General features: G+C 37.8%; 20 protein-coding genes. 9 read left to right on the plus strand and 11 right to left on the minus strand.

What is annotated here, in order from left to right; genetic code table 11:
• Nucleotides 1-108: 108 nt before the first annotated feature.
• A complete protein-coding gene (locus BMW64_RS19755) occupies nt 109-486 on the plus strand; it encodes a YchJ family protein (RefSeq protein ID WP_090002329.1) in 378 nt (125 codons plus the stop codon).
• A 184-nt stretch (nt 487-670) separates the two neighbouring features.
• Here BMW64_RS19755 and BMW64_RS19760 read toward each other — a convergent pair whose 3' ends face one another.
• The 3 genes from BMW64_RS19760 to BMW64_RS19770 form a co-directional block, all read right to left on the minus strand.
• Nucleotides 671-970, minus strand: coding sequence for a hypothetical protein (locus BMW64_RS19760; protein WP_090002332.1), 300 nt, complete (start codon nt 968-970; stop codon nt 671-673).
• Nucleotides 971-1,011: 41 nt separating this feature from the next.
• Nucleotides 1,012-1,512 carry an FKBP-type peptidyl-prolyl cis-trans isomerase gene (locus BMW64_RS19765; protein ID WP_090002334.1) on the minus strand — a complete coding sequence of 167 codons (501 nt, stop codon included), beginning with the start codon at nt 1,510-1,512 and terminating at the stop codon, nt 1,012-1,014.
• Nucleotides 1,513-1,615: 103 nt separating this feature from the next.
• Entirely contained in the window at nt 1,616-1,867 is a 252-nt protein-coding gene (locus BMW64_RS19770) for a VF530 family protein (protein WP_090002336.1), read from the minus strand.
• Nucleotides 1,868-2,014: 147 nt separating this feature from the next.
• Between BMW64_RS19770 and sbcD the strand changes: the two genes are divergently transcribed.
• The 3 genes from sbcD to BMW64_RS19785 are packed head-to-tail and all read left to right on the plus strand — an operon-like array spanning nt 2,015 to nt 6,755.
• Nucleotides 2,015-3,220 (plus strand): metallophosphoesterase family protein, encoded by a 1,206-nt coding sequence (gene sbcD, locus BMW64_RS19775; RefSeq protein WP_090002338.1) that lies wholly within the window; start codon nt 2,015-2,017, stop codon nt 3,218-3,220.
• Between the two features lie 3 nt (nt 3,221-3,223).
• A complete protein-coding gene (locus tag BMW64_RS19780; protein WP_090002340.1) occupies nt 3,224-6,259 on the plus strand; it encodes an AAA family ATPase in 3,036 nt (1,011 codons plus the stop codon).
• Nucleotides 6,260-6,308: 49 nt separating this feature from the next.
• The gene (locus BMW64_RS19785) at nt 6,309-6,755 is read left to right on the plus strand and encodes an STM3941 family protein (RefSeq protein WP_090002342.1); all 447 of its coding nucleotides are present in this window, start codon (nt 6,309-6,311) and stop codon (nt 6,753-6,755) included.
• Nucleotides 6,756-6,961: 206 nt separating this feature from the next.
• Here BMW64_RS19785 and BMW64_RS19790 read toward each other — a convergent pair whose 3' ends face one another.
• From BMW64_RS19790 to BMW64_RS19800, 3 genes are all read right to left on the minus strand, one after another.
• A complete protein-coding gene (locus BMW64_RS19790; RefSeq protein WP_090002344.1) occupies nt 6,962-7,981 on the minus strand; it encodes an LLM class flavin-dependent oxidoreductase in 1,020 nt (339 codons plus the stop codon).
• Nucleotides 7,982-8,055: 74 nt separating this feature from the next.
• Complete coding sequence (locus tag BMW64_RS19795) at nt 8,056-9,132, minus strand: acyltransferase family protein (protein ID WP_090002346.1); 1,077 nt, start codon at nt 9,130-9,132, stop codon at nt 8,056-8,058.
• A 129-nt stretch (nt 9,133-9,261) separates the two neighbouring features.
• Nucleotides 9,262-11,403 (minus strand): S9 family peptidase, encoded by a 2,142-nt coding sequence (locus tag BMW64_RS19800; protein ID WP_228400980.1) that lies wholly within the window; start codon nt 11,401-11,403, stop codon nt 9,262-9,264.
• A gap of 221 nt (nt 11,404-11,624) precedes the next feature.
• Between BMW64_RS19800 and BMW64_RS19805 the strand changes: the two genes are divergently transcribed.
• Entirely contained in the window at nt 11,625-12,137 is a 513-nt protein-coding gene (locus BMW64_RS19805; RefSeq protein WP_042722281.1) for a YceI family protein, read from the plus strand.
• Nucleotides 12,138-12,239: 102 nt separating this feature from the next.
• On the plus strand, nt 12,240-13,067 hold the full coding sequence (ygiD, locus tag BMW64_RS19810) for a 4,5-DOPA-extradiol-dioxygenase (RefSeq protein WP_090002349.1): 828 nt from the start codon (nt 12,240-12,242) through the stop codon (nt 13,065-13,067).
• A gap of 60 nt (nt 13,068-13,127) precedes the next feature.
• Here the strand turns inward: ygiD and BMW64_RS19815 are convergent, their stop codons facing one another.
• Nucleotides 13,128-13,400: a hypothetical protein gene (locus tag BMW64_RS19815; protein WP_090002351.1), complete on the minus strand. Its 273-nt coding sequence runs from the start codon at nt 13,398-13,400 to the stop codon at nt 13,128-13,130.
• Nucleotides 13,401-14,084: 684 nt separating this feature from the next.
• On the opposite strand from BMW64_RS19815, the gene BMW64_RS19820 reads away from it, so the two are divergent.
• Complete coding sequence (locus BMW64_RS19820; protein WP_143052743.1) at nt 14,085-15,254, plus strand: carboxypeptidase-like regulatory domain-containing protein; 1,170 nt, start codon at nt 14,085-14,087, stop codon at nt 15,252-15,254.
• Between the two features lie 33 nt (nt 15,255-15,287).
• Here the strand turns inward: BMW64_RS19820 and BMW64_RS19825 are convergent, their stop codons facing one another.
• The 3 genes from BMW64_RS19825 to hutH form a co-directional block, all read right to left on the minus strand.
• Nucleotides 15,288-16,784 (minus strand): S8 family peptidase, encoded by a 1,497-nt coding sequence (locus BMW64_RS19825; protein ID WP_090002356.1) that lies wholly within the window; start codon nt 16,782-16,784, stop codon nt 15,288-15,290.
• A gap of 115 nt (nt 16,785-16,899) precedes the next feature.
• Nucleotides 16,900-17,349 (minus strand): GNAT family N-acetyltransferase, encoded by a 450-nt coding sequence (locus BMW64_RS19830; protein WP_317048331.1) that lies wholly within the window; start codon nt 17,347-17,349, stop codon nt 16,900-16,902.
• Nucleotides 17,350-17,622: 273 nt separating this feature from the next.
• Complete coding sequence (gene hutH, locus BMW64_RS19835) at nt 17,623-19,110, minus strand: histidine ammonia-lyase (protein ID WP_090002358.1); 1,488 nt, start codon at nt 19,108-19,110, stop codon at nt 17,623-17,625.
• A gap of 132 nt (nt 19,111-19,242) precedes the next feature.
• On the opposite strand from hutH, the gene BMW64_RS19840 reads away from it, so the two are divergent.
• Entirely contained in the window at nt 19,243-20,004 is a 762-nt protein-coding gene (locus tag BMW64_RS19840; RefSeq protein ID WP_090002378.1) for a hypothetical protein, read from the plus strand.
• Nucleotides 20,005-20,613: 609 nt separating this feature from the next.
• The gene (gene uvrC, locus BMW64_RS19845; RefSeq protein ID WP_090002361.1) at nt 20,614-22,407 is read left to right on the plus strand and encodes an excinuclease ABC subunit UvrC; all 1,794 of its coding nucleotides are present in this window, start codon (nt 20,614-20,616) and stop codon (nt 22,405-22,407) included.
• Between the two features lie 40 nt (nt 22,408-22,447).
• Here the strand turns inward: uvrC and BMW64_RS19850 are convergent, their stop codons facing one another.
• Nucleotides 22,448-23,203, minus strand: coding sequence for a hypothetical protein (locus BMW64_RS19850; RefSeq protein ID WP_090002363.1), 756 nt, complete (start codon nt 23,201-23,203; stop codon nt 22,448-22,450).
• Nucleotides 23,204-23,208: the final 5 nt, after the last annotated feature.

Raw genomic sequence — 23,208 nt, forward strand, 5'->3', positions numbered from 1 at the left:
GTGAAATTATATCGAAAATCAAGCCCCGTAAAAACCTCCCCAATTGATACGAACTTTTGTGGACTCCGTGAAAATAATTCGTGTAATTTTGTGTCTTAAAATAAAAAAATGAATTGTCCCTGCTGTTCCGGAAAAATTTATGAAGAATGCTGTAAACCGTATCATACCGGAGAAAAGAATGCGCCGACCGCAGAAGCACTTATGCGTTCCCGGTTTTCTGCATTTGCCATTCCGAATGCTAATTATCTGATGGAAACTACGCTGCCCAGCAAGAGAAAATATCACAATAAAAAGGATTTACAGGAATGGGGAGAAATCAATACATGGGCAAAACTGGAAATAGTAGCAAAACCCGCCGTCAATAAAGTAGAATTTAAAGCCTTTTATACCGATGAAAATGGAGACCCTCAAATTCATCACGAGTTGTCAACATTTAAAATGATCCAAAACCGATGGTTTTACGCAACCGGAGAATTCCTGGAATAGTACTGTTGCATTCATTCTGACAAGAGATCATAAAGAATAGATTAATAAATGCTAATGAAAATCTTTGATTTTCTATCTTATATGTGAATTTGGAGGCTCCCACCTTCCGTTATTCCTCCAAAGAAATAATTTTTTATGGTTAAAATATCATCGGAACCTTGCCTACATCATGTTATGTTCTTCATTAGATACATTCTTTTAAAATACGCCATAAAATACTGAAAGATAACAAATTGTACTTGATCGGCTCTTCGGAGCACTTGATTGCTTCTTCGGACTGGTTGATCGGCTTTTCGGACTGGTTGATCGGCTCTTCTAAACACTTGATTGTGCATTCGGAGTAATTGATTGCCACTGCGGAGTAGTTGATTACCTCTTCTAAATGCTTGATTGTACATTCGGAATGGTTGGTTCCCCATTCGAAGTGGTTGATTGCTTTATCGAAGCTGTTTATCCGGCAAGCTGATTGTAAAAGTTTTATCATAAAATAAAAATGTCCGGCAAAACCGGACATTCATATTTTGGTTAGTGAGCTTCGTTTCCGTCGATCCCGTGTGCGTGACCATGTGACAACTCTTCTTCTGTTGCAGGACGTGTATTTAAAATTTCTACCTGGAAATCCAAAACTTTCCCTGCCATTGGGTGATTAAGGTCTGCAATTACCGCTTCCGGTGTAACCTCTACCACAAACGCCTGGAAATTGTTTCCCTGATTATCAGATAATGGCAAAATAGCTCCAACCGGCGGTGTTCCGGATTCCTGGAACATATCGATTGGCAACTGTGCAATGGCATCAGGCTGTCTTTCACCATAAGCTTCTTCCGGCTGAATTACAAATGCTGCTTTATCTCCAGCCTTTAATCCCAGAATATTTTGTTCAAATTTTGGGATCATCATTCCAACACCGTATAAAAACGTAAGTGGATTTTCTGCGGTGGTCTCTTCTACAAGAATTTTACTTCCGTCTTCTTCGATGGTGTGAAGTATGTAACTTACAGCTACAACATGATTGTTTTCGATTGTCATATTTTTTTCTTTTTTTTCGTGAATCTCACGATTAACGATACAAATATACTGTTTTTGAATTCACCGACAGAAGAGTAAGCCGTAAAGAAGTATCCGTGGCGTTCTATTTCTGGTTTCTAGCGTCCCTTCTTTTTTTCTCACTCAGCATAAAAAGATACAGACTTTCCACCTTGGTTCTTGCCCACGGCGTTTTTCGTAAAAACTTCAATGACGAGCTGATGCTCGGGTTATCTGTAAAGCATTTGATGTTGATCTGCTCACCCAATCTTTCAAAGCCCTGGTAATATTCTACCAGTTCTTCAAGAATGGCATCAAGTCTTTTTCCATGAAGCGGATCTTTAGATTGCTGTTCCATTTGGTAAAAATAGACATTAAATTATATTCACGACAAACAATTCTATAACAACAAAATATATTTTAGAACCAACTTTCACATCATCCGCTGAGAATAAACTTCAAGCCGCAACCTTTACTTTCAATTTATCTTCTTTAAATTTACAGGATGAAAATTCTGCACACTGCCGACTGGCATTTGGGTAAACGGCTCGACCGCTTTTCAAGACTGGAAGAGCAGATTCTGGTGATGGACGAGCTCGTACAGATCGCCGATGAAGAAAAGGTTGATCTTGTTCTCATTGCCGGAGATTTATTTGACAACTTTAATCCCGGAACGGAGGCTGTTCAACTGTTTTATCAAACCTTAAAACGGTTATCATTAAACGGAAAGCGCCCTGTCATTGCCATTTCAGGAAACCACGATTCTCCCAGCCTTATCGATGCTCCCGATCCTCTGGCCCGTGAATGCGGTATTATCCTGATCGGTCATCCCAAAGCGATCATCAATCCTTTTGAACTGGAGCATTTTAAAATCTCAAAATCAGCGGAAGGATTTATTGAACTCACCTTAAAAAATCATGATTTTCCGGTAAGAATTCTTCATACGCCTTATGCCAATGAAATAAGGCTGAAACAATATTTGGGTGAAGATAAAGAAGCAGAACTGAATCAGGTTCTTGCGGAACACTGGCAGAAAAATGCAGATCAATTCTGCGATGAAAATGGAGTCAATTTACTCATGACCCATTTGTACATGAACAAAAAAGGAGCTCCCCTGCTGGACGAACCCGAAGGCGAAAAGCCGCTCAAAATAGGAAATGCAGATCTTATTTTTTCAGAAATCATTCCTCATCAGATTCAATATACGGCACTCGGGCATCTTCACCGTTTTCAGAACATCGGAACGGACGAGAAACCTGTAGTATATTCATCTTCCCCGCTTTGCTACAGCTTCAGTGAAGCAGGACAGACTAAACATATTTCCATCATTGAAGCAGAACCCAATCAACCCGTTCAGTTTACAAAAATTCCGATCAAAAACGGGAAATGCCTGGAGAGAAAAAGTTTCGACTGTATCGAAAAAACGATAGAATGGCTCACTATAAATCAGGACACCTTTGTAGAGCTTACTTTGGAAAGTGAAAGCTTTTTAAAAGCCGATGAGAGAAAACTTTTGTATCAGACTCACAGCGGAATCGTACACCTCATTCCGAAAATTAAAAATCAGGAATTACATGAAAATCAGCTTCGGGATATCAACCTCAGTCAGGATATTCAGTCTTTGTTCAAAGATTATTTTAAATCTAAAAATGGTGGTCAGGAGGCTAATGAGGAACTTATCGATTTGTTTAACGAAATTATTAATCCTTAGCCCATGATTCCTGTTCAACTTACTTTAGAAGGGATTTATTCTTATCAGGAGCGCCAGAAAATAGACTTTGAAAATCTGACGGAAGCTGGGCTTTTTGGTATTTTCGGAGCGGTCGGTTCCGGGAAGTCTTCGATTCTGGAAGCTATTTCTTTTGCCCTGTACGGAGAGACGGAAAGGCTCAACGCCAGAGATAAGCGTGCTTATAATATGATGAATCTGAAATCGAACAGATCGTACATCGAGTTTGATTTCATCAATTACGAAAATAAAAAATACCGGGCCACCCGAGAATTTAGAAGGAATTCTAAAAATTTTAAAGATGTAAAAACACCTTCAGTCACATTTTATGAATGGAAAAATGAAAACTGGATTCCGCTTGACCATTCAAATGCGGAACAGATTGTAGGTTTAAGCTATGCTAATTTTAAACGAACCATCATCATTCCACAGGGTCAGTTTAAAGAGTTCTTGGAACTGGGTGCGGCTGAACGCACCAACATGATGAAGGAAATTTTCGGGCTTCAGCGTTTTGACCTTCAGAATAATGTTTCTTTGATTAATACCAAAAACAGATCAGAGCTTGATTACTTGGAAGGTCAGTTGAAAGGATTTGAGGAAATTACAGAGGAACAGATTAAAATCAAAAAAGAAAATTTAAGCCTTGAAGAACTTAAGTTTCAGGAAACACTGAAAAGATACCGCGAAACCGAAGAAAAATATATCAAACTGAAAAGTTTAAAAGATGATTTTGAATTATTAAATCAGAAAAAAGATGATTTTGAGAAAGTCACCCAACAAAAATCTGAAATAGATATTCTGGAAACAAAAACGGAAATCTACGACCGCATATCAAGGATTTTCACACCTCTTCTTTCGGAAAAAAAGAAACTTGCTCAGGAGATTTCGGAACAGCAACAGCAAAAAGAACGTCAGGAGAAAATTCTCAACACCACCGAATTTCAGTTTAATGAGCTTAAAGGCAAACTTACATCCCTCCAGCCTCAGTATGAAGCCTTGCCACAATCTAAAACGCAGGAAAATGATTTAGGTCTGATCCTTCAGATGATGAACGTTTCTGATGAAATCAAGACCTTAAAAGAAAGAACGGAAAACGGTTCCCAAAAAGTAAAAGAAGTAGAGGCTCACCAGAAAATGATTCAGCAAAAAATTGAAGAACTTTCTAAAAATGCCGAACTGCTGAAGCCGGGAAAGCTGGATCCCGGATTGTTAGTCAACGTAGGAAACTGGTTTCACGAAAACAAAAAACTGCAGGAAAACCTCAGCGGACAAATCAAAAAAGCGGATGCTAAAAATTTTGAAATCCGCAGAATTTCTGAAGAGCTGGAGCTTTTAAAAGTCAATCCCGAAACCTTTAAAGATGATTTCAGGATTCAGATCGAAAATTTAGAAAACAAAAAGAAAAAACTTTCAGAAAAGCGAAATCATTTGGCAGTTCAGCAGAAGCTGGCTCATTTTGCCAGTGAACTTCATGAAGGAGAATCGTGCCCGCTGTGTGGAGCTCTGGAGCATCCGAATATTGTGGAATATGATGATGTCACTTCAGAGTTAAATGAAATTCAGCTACAGCTCGACCACATTGATCATCAGAAAGAGCATATTCAGAAACAGTTATCAGAAGCGGAAAAGATTCTTGATAGAAAAAAAATCTTTGAAGAACAGCTGAAATCTGAAACAGAACTGGTAAAACAGATTCAGATTCAAATGGAAATTCATCATCAGAATTTTATCTGGAAAGAATTTAAGGCAGATAATGAAAGTGATTTTGAAGCCAAAAGACAGCATTCTTTCGCGATCGAAAAGCAAATGGAAGAACTGAATCTGCAGATCAGCCAGGAGCAGAAAAACCTTGATAAAGAAAGAAGCAATCTCGACAGTTACAATAAAGCGCTGGAAAAATTCAGGCTGGATGAAGCGAAAAAAGAAGAGCAGATCAGGACGAATGAATCCAACCTCAAAGTGCTGGAATGGAATAATTATGCTGAAAAAGAAGTTGCAGAAGTAGAAGAAATTTTCAATAAGCTGGCCACATCCAATCGAGAAACTGAACAGAATTACCAGCAATTACTGAAAGAAGAAAAGGAAATTTCGCCAAAACTAGCTGAACATAAAACCATTGTTTCCCAGCTGGAAAAACGCATTTCCGAACTGGAAAAAGAAATTGCGGACAATACTCTTTTAATAGAAACGGCTCTTGCAGAGCAGCAGTTTGATTTGCATAAGGTACTGGAAACGCTAGCTGAAGAAATTGATGTTCAGAAAGAAAAGAATATTATTCAGCAATTCAGAATCATTTTTGAAACGCTGAAGAACAGCATCCTTGAGCTGGAATACAAATTAAAAGATTTCACTTTTGATCATGAAGAATTTTCAGCTGTTGAAATACAGTTTGCCTCTTTTGAGCTTGAGGTAAAAACGGCCAATGATTCGGTGGTAAAAATTCAGGCGGAAATTGAAAGGCTTGAAAAAGAATTTAAGAAGAAAGAAGATCTTTTAAAAACTTTTGCACAGCTTCAAAAGCGTGCGGATAATCTTAAGATCATGATGAACCTCTTTAAAGGAGCAGGATTCGTGCAATATGTTTCATCCATTTACCTTCGTCAGCTTTGTGATCATGCCAATGTGCGTTTTCACAGGATGACGCGAAATCAGCTCAGCCTGCAATTGAACGATAATAATGATTTTGAAATTATTGATTACCTCAACGAGGGCCGCAGCAGAAGTGTCAAAACCCTTTCCGGCGGACAGGCATTTCAGGTTTCTTTAAGTCTTGCCCTTGCACTGGCAGAAAGTGTTCAGAGCAATGCAAAAGCGGAAAAGAATTTCTTCTTTATTGATGAAGGCTTCGGTACACAGGATCTGGAATCGGTGAATATTGTGTTTGAAACACTGGTCAACCTTCAGAAGGAAAACAGAATTGTAGGCATCATTTCTCATGTTGAAGAGCTTAAAGAAAAAATCCCCGTATCACTGAATATCATTAAAGATGAGGAAAGAGGCAGCCTTATCGAGGTTATTTAAACTGAATTAGACCTAAAGACTTTATTACATTTAAATCAATAAAATTATCATGCAAAATTTACCTCTTATTTTAAAACCCGGAAAAGTAAAAAGCAGTATTTTACTGATGATCAGCATTGGCTTTGTTATTTTAGGAATTTCCCTTTTAGACAAAAATAAACTCATTGCGATTCTGAATATTGTTTTTTTCGGAATGTGCTTTGTGGTTTTTCTTCTCAACCTCATTCCCGGCTCTTCTTATCTCAAGATCGACGAGAAGGGAATTGAAATGAAAAATCTTTTCAGGGTTACTTTTATTCCGTGGCATTCCGTCAATACCTTTGAAACAAAATGGATCGCTTTCAACAAGCTTGTGGTTTTTGACCTTAATAAAGCTCTGGTGGGTAACAAAACGAAACTGAGACAGGGAGGCCTTCCTGACACCTATGGAATGTCTGCCACAAAGCTTGCCGAACTTCTGAATGAATACAAAGCTAAATTTTCCCCTAACGCATAAATTAAAAAAGTTGTCCGAGAAGTTTAGATAGTCTCTTTAGTAAGACTTTTTAGTTTTTTAATCATAGCACACCTACGGCGTGCTTACAATATTGTATTGTTTTTTTCAGCTACACAGATATTGCTCCTCCGGAGCATAAAAACTACTTGTTCATTTTTGGTGAAAAAAAAAGAGCTGCCCAAACTTTAGGACAGCCTCTTGTTGTATTATTTTACCTGTGGACCAACCTTTTCGCCAAACAGTTCGATTGATTTTTTCATAATATCATCAGCCGGATCGCCAACATCCATATGGCCAATAAATCTTGTAATTCCGAAAATCTCTTTCATATAAGCAATTTTATCGGCAACTTCATTGGTATTTCCTATGAATAAAGCACCATCCTTGCTTCTTCCGCCTTCATACTGCATTTTGGTAAATGGAGCCCAGCCTCTCGATGACCCGATCCTGTCCATCTGTGATTTATAATTGTTGAAATATCCGTCTATCACATCCTTATCATCGCTCACAAAAGTATGCGAATGAATAGCAATCTGCATTTCCGATTCGGAGTGACCTGCTTTAAGATATTCCTGCTTATAAAATTCTATAAGATTTTTAAACTGTATCGGCATCCCGCCGATGATTGCTACCACTAAAGGCATTCCTAATTTTGCAGCGCTCAGAACAGATTGCGGAGTTCCGCCTACCGCTCTCCAGATTGGAAGTTTTCCGCCGTTTTTTGCTCTTGGATAAACCGTCTGATTCTGCATCGGAGCACGAAGCTTTCCTGACCAGGAAACGTTTTCTTCTGAATTGATTTTTAACAGCAATTCTAACTTTTCATTAAAAAGCTCTTCGTAGTCATTCAGAGAATATCCGTAAAGAGGAAAAGACTCAATAAAACTTCCGCGCCCTACAAAAATTTCTGCACGGCCATCTGAAATCAAATCCAGTGTTGAAAAATCTTCATATACTTTAACGGGTTCTGATGAGCTTAGTACAGTAACACCACTTGCCAGCTTGATGTTTTTGGTCACACTTGCCGCAGCAGCCAGCACAATCTCGGGTGAAGAAACCGCATAGTCCGGACGATGATGTTCGCCCATGGCAAAAACATCAATTCCCACTTCATCCATCAGTTTTACCTGGTCGATGATCTCACGGATTTTCACACCTGCATCTTTATATTTTCCGGTATTTTGGTCGAAACCTAAGTCGCCAAACATTCCAATTCCTAATTCCATATTGTTGATTTTATATTACAAAGATAACACAGTCAAAAATCAGGCACATTGATGTTTGATAAGAAAGGACAAGACTATTCCTTCACTTTCTTTTTGAGTTTCAGAAATTGTTTTTCAAAAAGATGATAGGATAAATAGGCAAGAACAGCTGTAAGCAAAAACGTTAAAGATAAAACGATCTTCCAATCCCAATGGTAATTTTCTCCGATTTTTCTGACCAGCATCACGGGCATCATATGAATCAAGTACAATCCGTACGTATACTTTCCGAGTTTTGCAAAAATAGTTTTATCTGAAATTTTAAATACGTTTTTATTTCCCAAGGTAAAAAGAATGAGCACTGAAAAAAGAATAGCAAAGAAAATATGTCGGAAATTAAAATATTTAAAAATAAGACCATCTTCAGGCATCATAATACACAAAATTACGATCAGAAAATAGATGTATTTATAAATGGCAGGGATGTTCTCAAGCTTTTCTATAATGTCTTTTCTAAAAACGAAAATATATGCCGGAATCGCACCAAGCGCAAAGTAATCTAAATTCGAAAACACATCACAATCTCTTACTCCGGAGAGCATATTAATAATTCTGAATACAAAAGCTGTAATGATACCGGTGATGAGAAGCCTGGGAATATTTTTAATTGAGATAAAATACATCGCAATCCCCCAAATCAGATAAAAATGCTCTTCCACACACAGTGACCATATTACCTGAAGCGGCGAGACATTCGGCTGCCCTCCTTTGTACATGACCTGATAATTTTCAAGGAAAGTGACTACCATCAGCCAGTTGGGCGCGAAACCGGCATCGGAAGACGGAATATGAAATAATTTAACCAAAAAAGGGGTGCAGAAAGCAAACAAAACCATAAGATAATACAATGGCCATATTCGCAACATTCTTCTCCTGAAAAAGTTTCCGAGATCAATCTTATGATTATTTAATTTTTCAACCAGCAATATGTAAGTGATTAAAAAACCGCTTAAAACAAAAAAGAATGCAACTCCTATTGCTCCTCGTGAAAAGTAATTTAGAAAATGATCTTTAGGAACTCCTGCATGAAAAAAGAATACCAATAGAAAAGAAAAAAATCTCAGTGAATCAAAAGTATGGAAGTGAATCCTTTCTATTTTTTTATTATTCATAAAAGGAATTAATATTTAATTTTAAGCTGTTTCCGTTGGTTATAAGAGTTTTATAAAAAAGACAGAAAACCTCAACGAATCAGCCGTATGAAAGTATTCTGCCTTGTAAAATTCATTGTATGATATGGATTATTTTTTCAGGTACTGATCAAAATAATCTGTTACTTTCTGCATTAAATGTACCCTGTCTTTTCCGATTACATTGTGCGGGTGCCCCGGGTATATAAAATAATCCAGCTGTACACCATTGTCCACCGCAGATTTTATAAACTTAACCGAATGCTGCCACACCACCACATCATCCTGCGCACCGTGAATCATCAGAAGTTTTCCTTTCAGATTCTGTACTTTATCCAACAGATTGGCTTTAGCATATCCCTGCGGATTTTCCTGTGGTGTATCCATATATCGTTCTCCATACATGATTTCGTACATGCTCCAGTCAATTACTGGTCCACCGGCAACACCTACTTTGAAAACTTCCGGGTGGCGAAGCATGAAACTTGTCGTCATAAATCCTCCGAAGCTCCATCCATGAATTCCCATTCTCGTTGCATCTACATATGGCAGAGATTTCAGGTAATCAACACCTTTCATTTGATCATTCATTTCAGTAGTTCCCAGGTTTCTGAAAACAGCCTGCTCGAATTTTAATCCACGGTTGGAAGAACCTCTTCCGTCCATTGTGAAAATAATATACCCATTTTGCGCCATATATTCATACCAGAGATTTCCGGAAGCAGGGAATGAATTGGTCACAAGCTGCAGGTGTGGTCCGTTGTATAAATAAACAATTACCGGATATTTTTTATTGGAATCAAAATTAGTCGGCAGGATGATCTTTCCGTATAGCGGAGTTCCGTCGTCAGCTTTTAAGACTACATTTTTAATTTCCGGACGCTGGTAATTCTTCAACGGGTTCTCTGCGGTAAGAATAGTTGTGGATTTCAGCGTATTTGTATTGATGATATTGGCCACTCTCGGCGTATTTGCATTCGTATAAATATCATAAAGATGGTTTCCGTCAGTACTTAAAATACCGGTGTGAACTCCTTCCGTATTATCCAGACGCTGCATTTTGAAGTTGGCCCAGTTGATTCTGTACAAATGCTTTTCGAGCGGCGTTTCTTTTGTGGACGCAAAATAAATTTCCTTTTTCTTTTCGTTAAAGCCTAAAATATCGGTTACCAGCCAGTCTCCTTTCGTGATCTGGGCAACAAGACCTTTTTCCAGACTGTAGTGAAAAAGATGGTTGTAACCCGTTCTCTGACTTTGCCAGATAAAATCCGTAGTAGAATTCGGGAAGAAGGTAAGCGGATGTTGCGGCTCAACATATTTGTCGCTGGTTTCTTCAAAAAGCGTTTTTACCAAATTTCCTGTAGCAGCATCATACTGATTCATTTTCATGTGGTTTTGTCCTCTGTTCAGAACACCTACAAAAATGTATTTAGAGTCAGGACTCCAGGTCACTGCCGTTAAGTATTGATCTTTTTCTCCTTCAATATTGAGAAATGTAGTCGCTTGTGTTCTGATGTTAAAAACACCCAAAGTCACCTGATGAGACGTTTGCCCGGCCATCGGGTATTTGATGTTGTGATTCACGGCAGGCGTTACCGACCAGTCGATGATCGGATAATCCGCAACCATGGTCTGATCCATTCTGTAAAAGGCAACACTTTCAGAATTCGGGGCCGGGAAAATTCCGGTATCAATCCCGAACTCATTTCGGTGTACATTGGAGGCACCGTTCAGAATATTTTCATCAGTATCATTCGTTACGGCGATCGTTTTACCGTTTTTATTAACAAATAAATTATTTTTTACCGTAAAAGCAAAAGTCTCGTTATCCCCAAAAACTTTCAGATCGGAAGCATTCTGGTCTATTTCGATCTGATTTTTTATTTTCCAGTCGTTTCCGGATTTTTCAACCCAGATCATCTTTCCTTCTTTATTGAAATACCCTTTCGAATTGCTGATAAATTTGATCTGCGGAACGGCTTTAAGTTTATTGTCTGCAAGATTTCTGTTCAGCTGTGTCAAAGAAACAAGCGTGTCCTGTTTATTTGTTTTCAGATCGGTAATGAGATAACCACCTTTCACAGCCTGAATGTATGATTTCCCATCCCCTGACCAGGAAAATTGGGAAATATTTTTCACCGCAAGATTCGTTCTCAGTCCGTTCACAGCCTCCGCCATCGTAAATTTCTGGGTCTGTGCAAATGCAGAACTCCCGAAAACCAGCATCAATAAAGATAATTTATATAATTTCATTGGATAAAAATTGAATGGCTCAAAAATAAGAAATAAATGTCATCCGTTAAGAAGTGTTAAAATAAAAGATTCACATCTTAATTCTGTGGTATGGCTTGAAAATATTACCTAACTTATCAATTAAAATAACACCAAAATCATTTCTTATCCTACGTCAATGACTTGAGTATATCTCTTGATATAAATTTGCATCATTAATAACAATCAAAAATATAAAGACAATGGCAACAAAATGGACATTAGACCCAGCACATAGTGAACTTACTTTTAAAGTAAAACACATGATGATTTCTAACATTAAAGGGAACTTCACCAACTTCACAGCAGAGATCGATGCTGATGACGATACTTTTGCAAATGCAAAAACTACCGCTACCATTCAGACAGATTCTATCTCTACCCACAATACAGACAGAGATAATCACCTGAAATCTGCAGAATTTTTCAACGCAGAAGTAAATCCTACCATTACTTTCGAATCTTCAGCATTGAATAATGAGGTAACAGGAAACCTTACCATCAATGGTATTACTAAGCCTGTAACATTGGATGTAGATTTCAACGGTATCAATGTTGACCCATGGGGAAATACAAAAGCTGGTTTTTCTTTCGAAGGAAAAATTAACAGAAAAGATTTCGGACTTAACTGGAACGCTGCTCTTGAAGCAGGTGGTGTTATGGTAAGCGAAGAAGTAAAAATCGCCGGTGAATTACAGTTTGTAAAACAAGCTTAATTTTTTCAACAGCGTTTTTAATTTCAACAAAAATAAATTAAAACATAAAGGTTCAGGGAGCAAAAGCCTTGAACCTTTTTTAATAAAGAATAGGATAAAAAAATGAACCTCAACGATCTTCAAAACATCAGTGATCTTTTCAGCAATACCGAAAAAATGCCCGTCTTGTTCCTGGGACACGGATCACCCATGAATGCTATTGAGGAAAACCAGTTTGTGCAGGGATTCCGCAAAGCAGCTGCTGAAATTCCCAAGCCTAATGCGATACTTTGTATTTCCGCTCACTGGTTTACCCAGGGAACTAAAGTAACCGCCATGTCAATGCCGAGGACGATTCATGACTTCGGAGGTTTTCCGCAGGCGTTATTTGATGTGCAATATCCTGCTCCCGGATCCCCGGAACTTGCGCATGAAACAGCCGGATTGCTGATGCCCGTTTCGGTAGAGGAAGACCATAGCTGGGGGCTTGACCATGGTGCATGGTCTGTGATTAAACATATGTATCCCAATGCCGATATCCCGGTAATTCAGATGAGTATCGACTATACAAAACCTGCCCAATATCATTTTGAGTTGGCTAAAAAACTCAATACACTCAGAGAAAAAGGAATTCTGATTATTGGCAGCGGAAATATTATTCATAACCTAAGACTTATTGACTGGAGAAACATCAACACCGTCGGAGCCGGCTGGGATTGGGCAGTGGAAGCCCGCGAGAAAACCAATAACTGGCTGCTGGATGGTAATTTCAACAATATTATTCAGTACCAGGATCAGGGAATTGCCCTGCAGTATGCCGTACCAAGCCCTGACCATTATCTGCCCCTTATTTATACATTGGGACTAAAAGACCAGACCGATGACCTGTCTTTATTTAATGATGAATTGATCGGCGGCTCGCTGAGCATGACCAGTGTGAGAATTGGATAAAATTTTACATAAAAAAATCGGAAGATAAAAATCCTCCGATCTAAGATATGCATAAAGTTGCTAGATTCTTGTGATAGCAGTAACGTGTGGTTTACCCTGAGTTGGCTGGTAAATTTCCACAATTGCCTGCCAAACCACATCTGCAGGTGGTACAGAAGCATCACATTTGAAACGGTAGTTGGTACCGTTTACCACTTGTGTTGATACTTCAAGAGGTGTATATTTTACCCCTACGAATCCTTCCATTGCTTCGTTGAATACTTTTTGATCTTCAGGAGTAACTGCGTGAAATCTTGTCCACCCTCCTACTAATGTTTCTTGTTGTTCTGTCATGATTAATATTTTTGTTTCCTACTCTTATGGCTTTTCGGATACGCCCCGTTTGAATGGTTTCTGGCTCCATAGTTATAAGTTTTTTAATACATATTGCTCCTGACCTTACGACCCTGATCAAAATGTATTGTTGTGATCACATGACAAAGCTACTTTAGATAAAGAAGATTTTGTAGAGTACATTTACTCATTTTTCGGAATACGTATAATTACTTAGAGCCTGTTCAGGTTCTTTAGCTTAAAAAACTCAGATTTTAAGCAATTCTCAAATCAATGTACTTGACCTGCTTACCTTGAGTATTGCTTTACTTACCTCTGGTAACGCTTTACCTACCTCTGGTAACGCTCTACTTACCTTTGGTAACAGTCTACTTCACTATGGTAACGCTTTACTTACCTCTGGTAATGCTCTACTTACCTTTGGTAACAGTCTACTTCACTATGGTAACAGTCTACTTCACTATGGTAACAGTCTACTTACCTTTGGTAACAGTCTACTTCACTATGGTAACGCTCTACTTACCTTTGGTAATGCTCTACTTACCTCTGGTAATGCTCTACTTACCTTTGGTAACGCTTTACTTACCTTGATACTCATACTACCTCATTTGATATTGTTTGATTCATTACACTTGTATAACAGCAACTTTTTTTATCACTAAAAATTTAGTAATATTGTTTACCATGAAAAAATCAATCGTATTACTCTTACTATTACTTCCTTTCTGCTTTTCATTTGCCCAAATGATTAAAGGAACTGTTGTGAATGACGCCGGAATGAAAATCGGGAATGTGAATATCTATATCGACGGAACCAAAACAGGAACGGTTTCCGGTGAAGATGGGAGCTTTACGTTAAATGTTTCCGGTAAAAATTTGGGAAATGTTATTTTCAGAAAAGAAAATTATGAAACTTTTGCAACACCGGTTTCTGAGGTTGCCAATAAAACCCTTAAAGTTGTCCTTCTTAAAAGCAACGATATTGAAGAGGTAACCATCGTTCCTTATACCGAAGAGGCTTACAAAAATTATATTAATTATTTCCTTGATAGTTTTATCGGGTATGACAAGCAAAATGTAAAAATTAAAAACCAGCGCTCCCTGAAGTTTTCCTTTGATAAAAAAAACAAAATCCTGAAAGTAAAGGCTCCCAAAACATTAATCATTGAAAACAAAAATCTTGGTTACGAAATTGAATATAACCTTGTGAATTTTTCCTCAGATTTTAATACTAAAATTATCAACTGTTCAGGGACGAGCCTTTTTAAAGAAACAAAAAACAATAACAAAACGAGGCTCAACAGGATGAATGCCTATGACGGCAGTCTGCTTCACTTTTTCAGAAGTATTTACAATAATAAGGTAGCTGCTGATCAATTTATCGTAAATCATGTCATAAAAGTTCCCAATCCAAAGTATCCATCGGAAGAAGAACTGAATACGTTGAAAGATTATATGGCGGTTGTGAAAAATACAAAAGTGATCAATTTCCCTGACAACATCCGAGATATTGCCGAAAGAAAAAGAAGAGAAAATCAGTATTCTCTTGCGATTGTGAAAACGTTGATTCCTGATTCTGATTATGTAAAAAGGAATAATGATGAAGTTCTGTTCTCTTTCAAAGATATATTGCAGGTAAATTATAAGAAATACGATTATGAGCTTAAGGGAAAAGATTTTGTTAAAGGTAAAATCCCCGTGGTTCAGACTTCATTTCTTCATCCTGAAGGGGAAACATTTGAAGTATCAAAAGACGGTAATATTACAACTCCTGATTTGCTGATCACCGAAGGAGAATTTACAAAAAATAAGATTGAAAATATGCTTCCTCTGGATTATCAGCTGGGAGATTAAATCGTACTATTACCGTCTTTAATTATTTAATGATTACTGTACAGCCTGCAATACATTGATATTACCGTATCCGTAACTGGAATTCGGAGTCGGATAATAGGTTGCCGACTGTCTCATTTTATTCAGCACCTGATCTCTCGTCCATGACGGATTTTTAGCCCATACCAAAGCGGCAATCCCCGCCGTGGATGCAGTGGCAACAGAAGAACCTCCTACATAATCGGTTTGTCCGTTGTAATAGCTCAGTACAGGAATATTACTTCCTGAAGCTCTTTCCATCTGGTATGTAAAATCAATCTCGTCACCGGAATGGCAGACATCACACTTCTGATTGGCTGTATTTTCCTTTACTCCTGTGATTGCCTGTGTTTCGGGCATCCACGCAGGAAAAATTACTCCAACAAAGTTCGTAAAGCTGGTGGAAGTTCCTCCCGCACAGAAGATCAGTTTGCCTTTCGAATAGGCATATTTCACTCCGTCTTCAATTTTACCCACTGAAAAAATATGTCCCATCGACATGGAGATGATCTTTACATTATTATTGTTTCCTAATTCAGTAAACGCAATCTTCACTCCGTTTTGTTCATGATAACCGTCCAGAACGACGTTAGATGCTGCTCTGTACGTTACCAGATTGGCATTATAGGCAATACCGACAGGCTGTCCCATATTATTTCTTGGGGCGGCCAACGCAGAAGCCATACTTGTCCCATGACCGCACTTGTCTGCAGAGCCATCATATCCCGAACTCCAGGGCCATACAGAATCTACATATACTCCGTTTTTACTGATGCTTCTTCCTGAAGAAAGTCCGTTATTGAAAGAAGATCCTAATAAAGACTGTTCAGAAGAAACCCCGCTGTCGATGACACCGATGGTAATTCCCGCGCCGGTACTGTAGTTCCAGGCACTGATAATATTGTGCTTTGTAAATGACCACGGCGCTTTTGCATTGGGAGAGACTGTTGTATAATCAGCTGCATTTAAAGCCGTAGATTCAAATCCGCAACCGGATGACGAGCTGCTTGATTTTGCTGCATTGCCAAATTGTTTTTCATTTTCAAAATACCGGTAATCTGCAGGCTCCACATACCGGATGTTTTTCATTTTGCGAAGCGCAATTATGGTTTCCTGCTTTTCAATCGCAACATCCATCTGGTTGAGATACTGATCAGATGAAAGGAGAATTCTGTCATTTTTTCCTTCATAATGCTCGATTACTTTTAAAATCTCCGCTTCTGTCGCTTTGCTGTCGGGTGTAAGATTTCTGTCAAAAGAAGATCCGAAACCGATAGAGGCAATTTTATTTCCCTGAAAAATAGCGCTCCACACAAAATGATCGGATGATTCTTTCCATGAAAACCTTCCTTTGGTTTTAATGGTTGCTTTAATTTTCTCATTGATCTGTCTTGCCGATAAAGGATCTTTCTGAACAATCTCCATATTTGAGGCTGAATTCTGAAGTTCATCCCTGTTACATGCCGTTACAACAAAGAACAGCATAAGTACGTAAAATACATGTTTCTTCATATAAAATAATATTTGATTGGTAAAACCAAGATATCATTTTACATTGAATTACAGAACCTTAAAGACAATGTTCTACTAAACTTTTATTATGCTTATAATAATATTCAAAAGAAATTTATAGAACTTTCTCGTAACAGACGCTCTTATCAATGCCTATGTATTGCCCATAATTTGGAATTCTCACATAACCACTTTTCTCATATACCGAGAGTGCTTCGTTCTGTCCCAGCGATGTTTCAAGAACGGCTTTTGTATAGTTTAATTCTTTCCCCCATGTTTCAAGCTCTTCCACTATAGTTGTCGCCAAACCTCTTTTTCTGAAATCCGGGTGGGTATACATCCTTTTTATCTCTATCGTCTCTTCATCAAACTTCTTGAATGCTCCACAGGCCGCAGGAACTTCATTAATATAAACAACAATACAATTTTTAATTGTATCAAGTTTATTAAACTGATCGAAGAACGCCTGAGCTTCACCATTACGAACCGCAAGATCTGCATCTAAGAGTTTTACCAGACTTTGAAAATCTTTATTGGTAGAATCTGTTCTTTTTAAAATCATCATGATTAATTTGATCTATTTATTGACACGTTTATTAATAAACCTTTTAAACCAATATCGGAATTAACCACAAAAGTTACAAAAGATAATAATGCTATGATTAGAATATTCAATGTTTTCAAAAGAGTAAAATCGAAAATTTTTAAAAACTTATGTGTTCTAATACGCAAAGCTTTATCCTTTAATCTAATGTGACTCACGTGTTTAAAAAGCTTAAACAGGCTTAGCAATAAAAAAGGCTTTCATTTCTGGAAGCCTTAATTTTATTTCGTTAGATTAATTCACTACAAATTTTCTTTCATTAATCAATTCTGCAATCGCAAGCATATCTTCACCGATAAGTCGGTCGTCTTCAAGCTTAGCCACTTTAGAGCGAAGAATTGCATAATTTTCTTCAATAATCTTTGAACATTTCGAAGGTCTTCTGAACTCTAATCCCTGCGCAGCAAACATTAATTCTACCGCTAAAATATTTACCAGATTTCCAAGCACCTGATTAAACTTACGTCCCGAGATACTTCCCATGGAAACGTGATCTTCCTGCCCAAGACTCGTCGGTATGGAATCCGCAGAAGCCGGGAAACACAATGTTTTATTCTCAGTAACCAATGCCGCTGAGGTATATTGCGGAATCATAAATCCGGAATTTAATCCTGAGCTTTCTGTTAACAATCTTGGTAATCCGTATTTTCCTTCTAATAATAAATAACTTCTTCGGTCAGAAATATTACCAAGCTCAGCCGCAGCCAAAGTTGCATAATCCAATGGAAGGGCCATCAGCTGTCCGTGGAAGTTTCCTCCTGAAATAGATTCTTCGGCACTTAATACGATCGGATTGTCGGTTACGGAATTCAGCTCTGTTTCGGCCATCATTTTAAGATGTTCAAATGCATTTCTGCTTGCGCCATGCACCTGCGGAACACATCTCATCGAATACGGATCCTGAACTCTTTCGCAATCTTCGTGAGCCTGCAGGTTTTCCGAACCTTTTAAAAACTTCAGCATTCTGGCAGCTACTTTTTTGCTTCCTTCAAAAGGTCTGATGTCGTGCAGCTCTTTCCTGAACGGACTGGCAGAACCTCTGTACGCTTCCAGGCTCATGGCAGCCGTCATATCTGCAAGATCCAGTAAGTACTCAAATTTCTCAAGGCCTTTGATGGCGTGGGAAAGGATAAACTGTGTTCCGTTGATTAATCCCAACCCCTCTTTTGGACCTAATGACAATGGTAAAAGATCGTTCTTTTCCAATACTTCTGCCGTATTGAAAATCTCGTTTCCAACCCATACTTTTCCTAGTCCTAAGAGTGGCAATACCAAATGTGCCAGTGGTGCGAGGTCACCGGAAGCTCCTACAGATCCCTGTTCAGGAACCACGGGAATAATATCTTTTTCCAGCATCAGGATCATTCTTTCGATCACTTCCAGAGAAACTCCGGAAAATCCTTTCGACAATGCATGTACTTTAGCGATCATCATAATCTTCGAAAGTTCTTTATCAATAGGTTTTCCAACACCTACCGCATGCGAAATAATCAGGTTGTACTGCAAAAGTGCCGTTTCATCCGCTGAAATTTTTGTATCGCAAAGAGGTCCAAATCCTGTGTTGATTCCATAAACACAACGGTCTGACTCTACAATTTTCTGAACGTTTTCCTGTGATTTTAAAATCTGTTCTTTGGCTGCTTTATTAAGTTTAGCTTTATTGGGAGTTTTACAGATCTCCAAAACATCATGGAAACTCAAAACATCTACACCGTATATCATTCTCTAAATTTTGTCCTAAAATTACACATTTGGCGATAATTGCGAAAACTAATTTTCCACGATGAACATTTTCTGAAAACAAGCAGATTAATTTCCTATTTTTACCACCGAAATAAAAAAATTAATATCCTTATGAAACTTAAAACTTTGATGCTTGCATTAGTTTTGGCAGGTACGGCATCTTTCGCACAGAAAGTAAAATACACCAAAGAAGAAATCAAAAAGATGGAACAATACCTTTTCAATGAAGGTTTTAATACACCATCTCCCAAGAAAACATCTACCGTTATTTTGAAAGACGGAAGCACCCACAAAGGGTTCTGCAGTAAGACAGACACTAAAAAAGGGCAGATTTTTGAGGTTGTTCTTAAAGACAGCATCACGAAAAAAAGCCAGACTTTTGAAGCAGACCAGATCGCAGAAATGTACATCTACCCAAGTAATGCTGAGAAAATGGCTAAAGTAGCTAAATATATGGGCAACATCAGAAACTATAGCACGAGAAAACTGTCTAAAACAGCCAACAATGACAGAATTTATTTTGTGAATCAAACGGTTTCTTTAAAGAACAAAAAAGATGACAAAGAATTCCTTATGCAGGTGATCAATCCTGGGTTCGACGATATTATTTCCGTTTATCATGATCCGAGGGCAAAGGAAACAGGAGGTGTCTCTTTCGGATACGGGCCTCAGCTGGGCGGTGGAGTTATCAAATCATTCTACGTAAAGAAAGGAGATAAAGTACTTTGGCTTCATAAAGATGACTTTGAAGACAATTATGATTTTCTTTTCGGAGACAACGCTGAATTCATGAAAAAATATCCGAAAAAATCGGTGGAATGGGATTATTTCAGTTTCCTGGTGAATGAATATACGCAGATGACTAACGGATAGTTATTGAAAGAAGGTTAAACTTTTTTAACCACAAAAGATGCAAAAGATTTAGATACTTTAATTAAAGTTAATCAGCATGAGAATAAAGAACACAATAGTCTTTAAAAATCTTTGATTTTTTATTCATTTAAGAACTTTTTTATCCAACAATAGCATTAAAAACAGTCTTTTTCTCTTTATGGTAAATTTAGTTTAACCAGTAAAATATTAAATGGTGCCGCCTTTATCAAGGTGGCATTTTCATTCAATTTATATAAGCGAGCAGGTTTTATACAAACGTCAGCATCTTTTATCTAAAACGTCGAGACCTTTTAAGTAAAACGTCGAAAGGTTTTGCCTGAAACGTCGAAAGGTTTTGTCCAAAACGTCGAGAGGTTTTCCTGCAACGACAAGCATCACTGATAATCAATACATTACATCAGTATTATTTAAGTTTAAATCCTTCAATTTTATCCGGATAGATTTCATTTAGATAAAATGCGATTAAAGCTATCATTTGTTTAAATTAATGTAACAATATACCAATGTAGCAGTTTACCAATAAATGCTTCTGAAACTGTGGTAGTTCTCCAGCTTTTTTTATGGCTTTAAATTCCTTAAATTTGTTATATGAATCCTTCTCTAGAATTACAGCTGAAAACTTTACCATCTGAACCTGGCGTTTATCGTTATTATGATAAAAACGATCAGCTTTTGTATGTGGGTAAGGCAAAAAATCTGAAGAAAAGAGTACTTTCTTATTTCAATAAAAATCTTTCCGGATACAGAACCCGGATCATGGTGGGAAAAATTCAGCGCCTGGAAACGACCATTGTCAACAGCGAATATGACGCTCTGTTACTGGAGAATAATCTGATCAAGGAACATCAGCCCTTCTACAACGTAATGTTGAAGGATGATAAAACATATCCCTGGATCTGCATCAAAAATGAAGATTTCCCGAGAATATTTCTGACGAGAACCAAAATAAAAGATGGTTCTGAATATTATGGACCATACGCCAAAGTGCGACCGGCAAAGATCTTACTTGATACCATTAAACATATTTATAAGCTCAGAACCTGTAACCTGAATCTTGCTCCTGCTAAGATTGAAGAAGGAAAATATAAGGTTTGCCTGGAATATCATATTAAAAACTGCGAAGGACCATGTGAAGGCCTGGAAAGCAAGGAAGATTATGATGAGAAGATTGATGCCATCCGCGGAATTATTAAAGGAGATTTCCGGAAAGCAAAAGAATATCTGATAAACCAGATGATGAAATATGCCCAAAACCTGAAGTTTGAAAATGCACAGATCGTAAAGGAAAGACTTGATGCACTGGAAGATTACCAGGCAAAAAATACTGTCGTAAACCCAAGTATTGATGATGTGGATGTTTTCGGAATGACCAGTGACGAAACGGCAGCTTACGTGAACTTCTTTAAAATCAGGAACGGAAATATCATCCAGAGTTTTACCACAGAGATCAAAAAGATTCTTGAGGAAACCGATGAGGAAATCATGGAAGAGGCTTTAATAGAGATCCGTCAAAAGTTTGATTCGAATTCTAAAGAGGTACTGCTGCCGTTCCATTTGCCTATTGAAATCCCAAATGTAAAACTGATCGTACCTAAAGTAGGAGATAAAAAACGTATTGTTGAACTTTCTGAAAAGAATGCAAAAGAATACCGTCTGGAAAAACTGAAGCAGGTGCAGATCGTAGATCCGGAAAGGCATACCAACCGTATTATGGCAGAGATGCAGAAGTTATTGAGAATGCCGGTAGAACCCCGCCATATCGAAGGCTTTGACAACTCCAATATTCAGGGTACCAATCCTGTTTCTGCCTGTGTTGTTTTTAAAGATGGAAAACCGAGTAAAGCCGACTACAGAATATTCCACCCAAAAACCGTGGAAGGACCGAATGACTTTGCAACGATGGAAGAAGTGATCTACCGCCGATATAAAAGAATGTTGGATGAGGGAGAAAGCTTACCACAACTGATCCTTATTGATGGAGGAAAAGGACAATTGTCATCAGCAGTAAAAAGCTTACGCTTATTGGGCTTATACGAGAAGATTACCATTGTGGGAATTGCGAAAAGATTGGAGGAAATTTTCTTTCCTGAAGATTCCATTCCTTTATATCTTGATAAAAAGTCTGAAACCTTAAAAATTTTGCAAAGGGTTCGGGACGAAGCCCACCGGTTTGGCGTAAAACATCACAGAACAAGAAGAAAGAACTCAACCATAAAATCTGAGCTTGAGGAAATTCCGGGTGTGGGAGGAAAGACGATTGAATTGCTTTTATCGAAATTAAAATCTGTGAAAAGGATTAAGGAATCAAGCCTGGAAACGCTGGAGGAGATATTGGGAAAAAGTAAAGCGAAGATTGTTTGGGAGTTTTTTAACAATGAATAAAAAAGGTTGGAAAATTTTCCAACCTCTTCAGTATCTGAAATTATCTCTTTGCAAATATCTCTTTAGTGTATTCTCCGTTCGACTGTGGAATTTCTATAACAATATTCCCATTCTCATAGTACCCTAACGTAGATTCCCCATTTTGCAGCTTTACCCTGAATACATCAGCTTTCGTTGTTGCCTTAAAAGTAGCGAAAGGTGAAGAACTGTTTTGAGCAACTAAAATAAATTGTTGATTATCGATCTGAATTTTCTGCAGTTCCGTTTTACCATTGCTGAATCGAACGGCACTGTTATCCATGGCTGTCGAAGAAACTGTATTAGAAGGAGCCGAAACTGCTTTCTCCGTAATGTTTGTCTGAGTAACAATTGTATTAGTCTGATTAACCGGATTTGAAGGAGAAATTGATATAAAAGTCTGTTTCAATGCATCCTGATAACCTTCCTTAAAATCTTTGATATTGGAAGCACCTTTTATAGAAGATACAACTTTATCATGGCAATCTTTAAACTGAAGCATCACTTTATTTCTAAGGAAACCACTGTCGTTTAATACAGCTGCCATTAAAACATTGCAGGGATTTGCCTGTGCATCTGCCGGCCATTGTAATTTATCCGTGGGAATTACTGTATAATTCTTACTTCTTAAAGTCTTGGTCAGCAGATCAGCCAAGCCGAAATCTTCCTTGAAAGTTTCAAACTTAGCCGGAAGTGAAATATATTTATAGTCGGAAACTTTTTGTCCGAAAGCAAGCATTGAGCATGCTGTTAATATAACAAATGATAATTTTTTCATTTCGT

The organism is Chryseobacterium taichungense (assembly GCF_900109935.1).
Classification (GTDB): domain Bacteria; phylum Bacteroidota; class Bacteroidia; order Flavobacteriales; family Weeksellaceae; genus Chryseobacterium; species Chryseobacterium taichungense.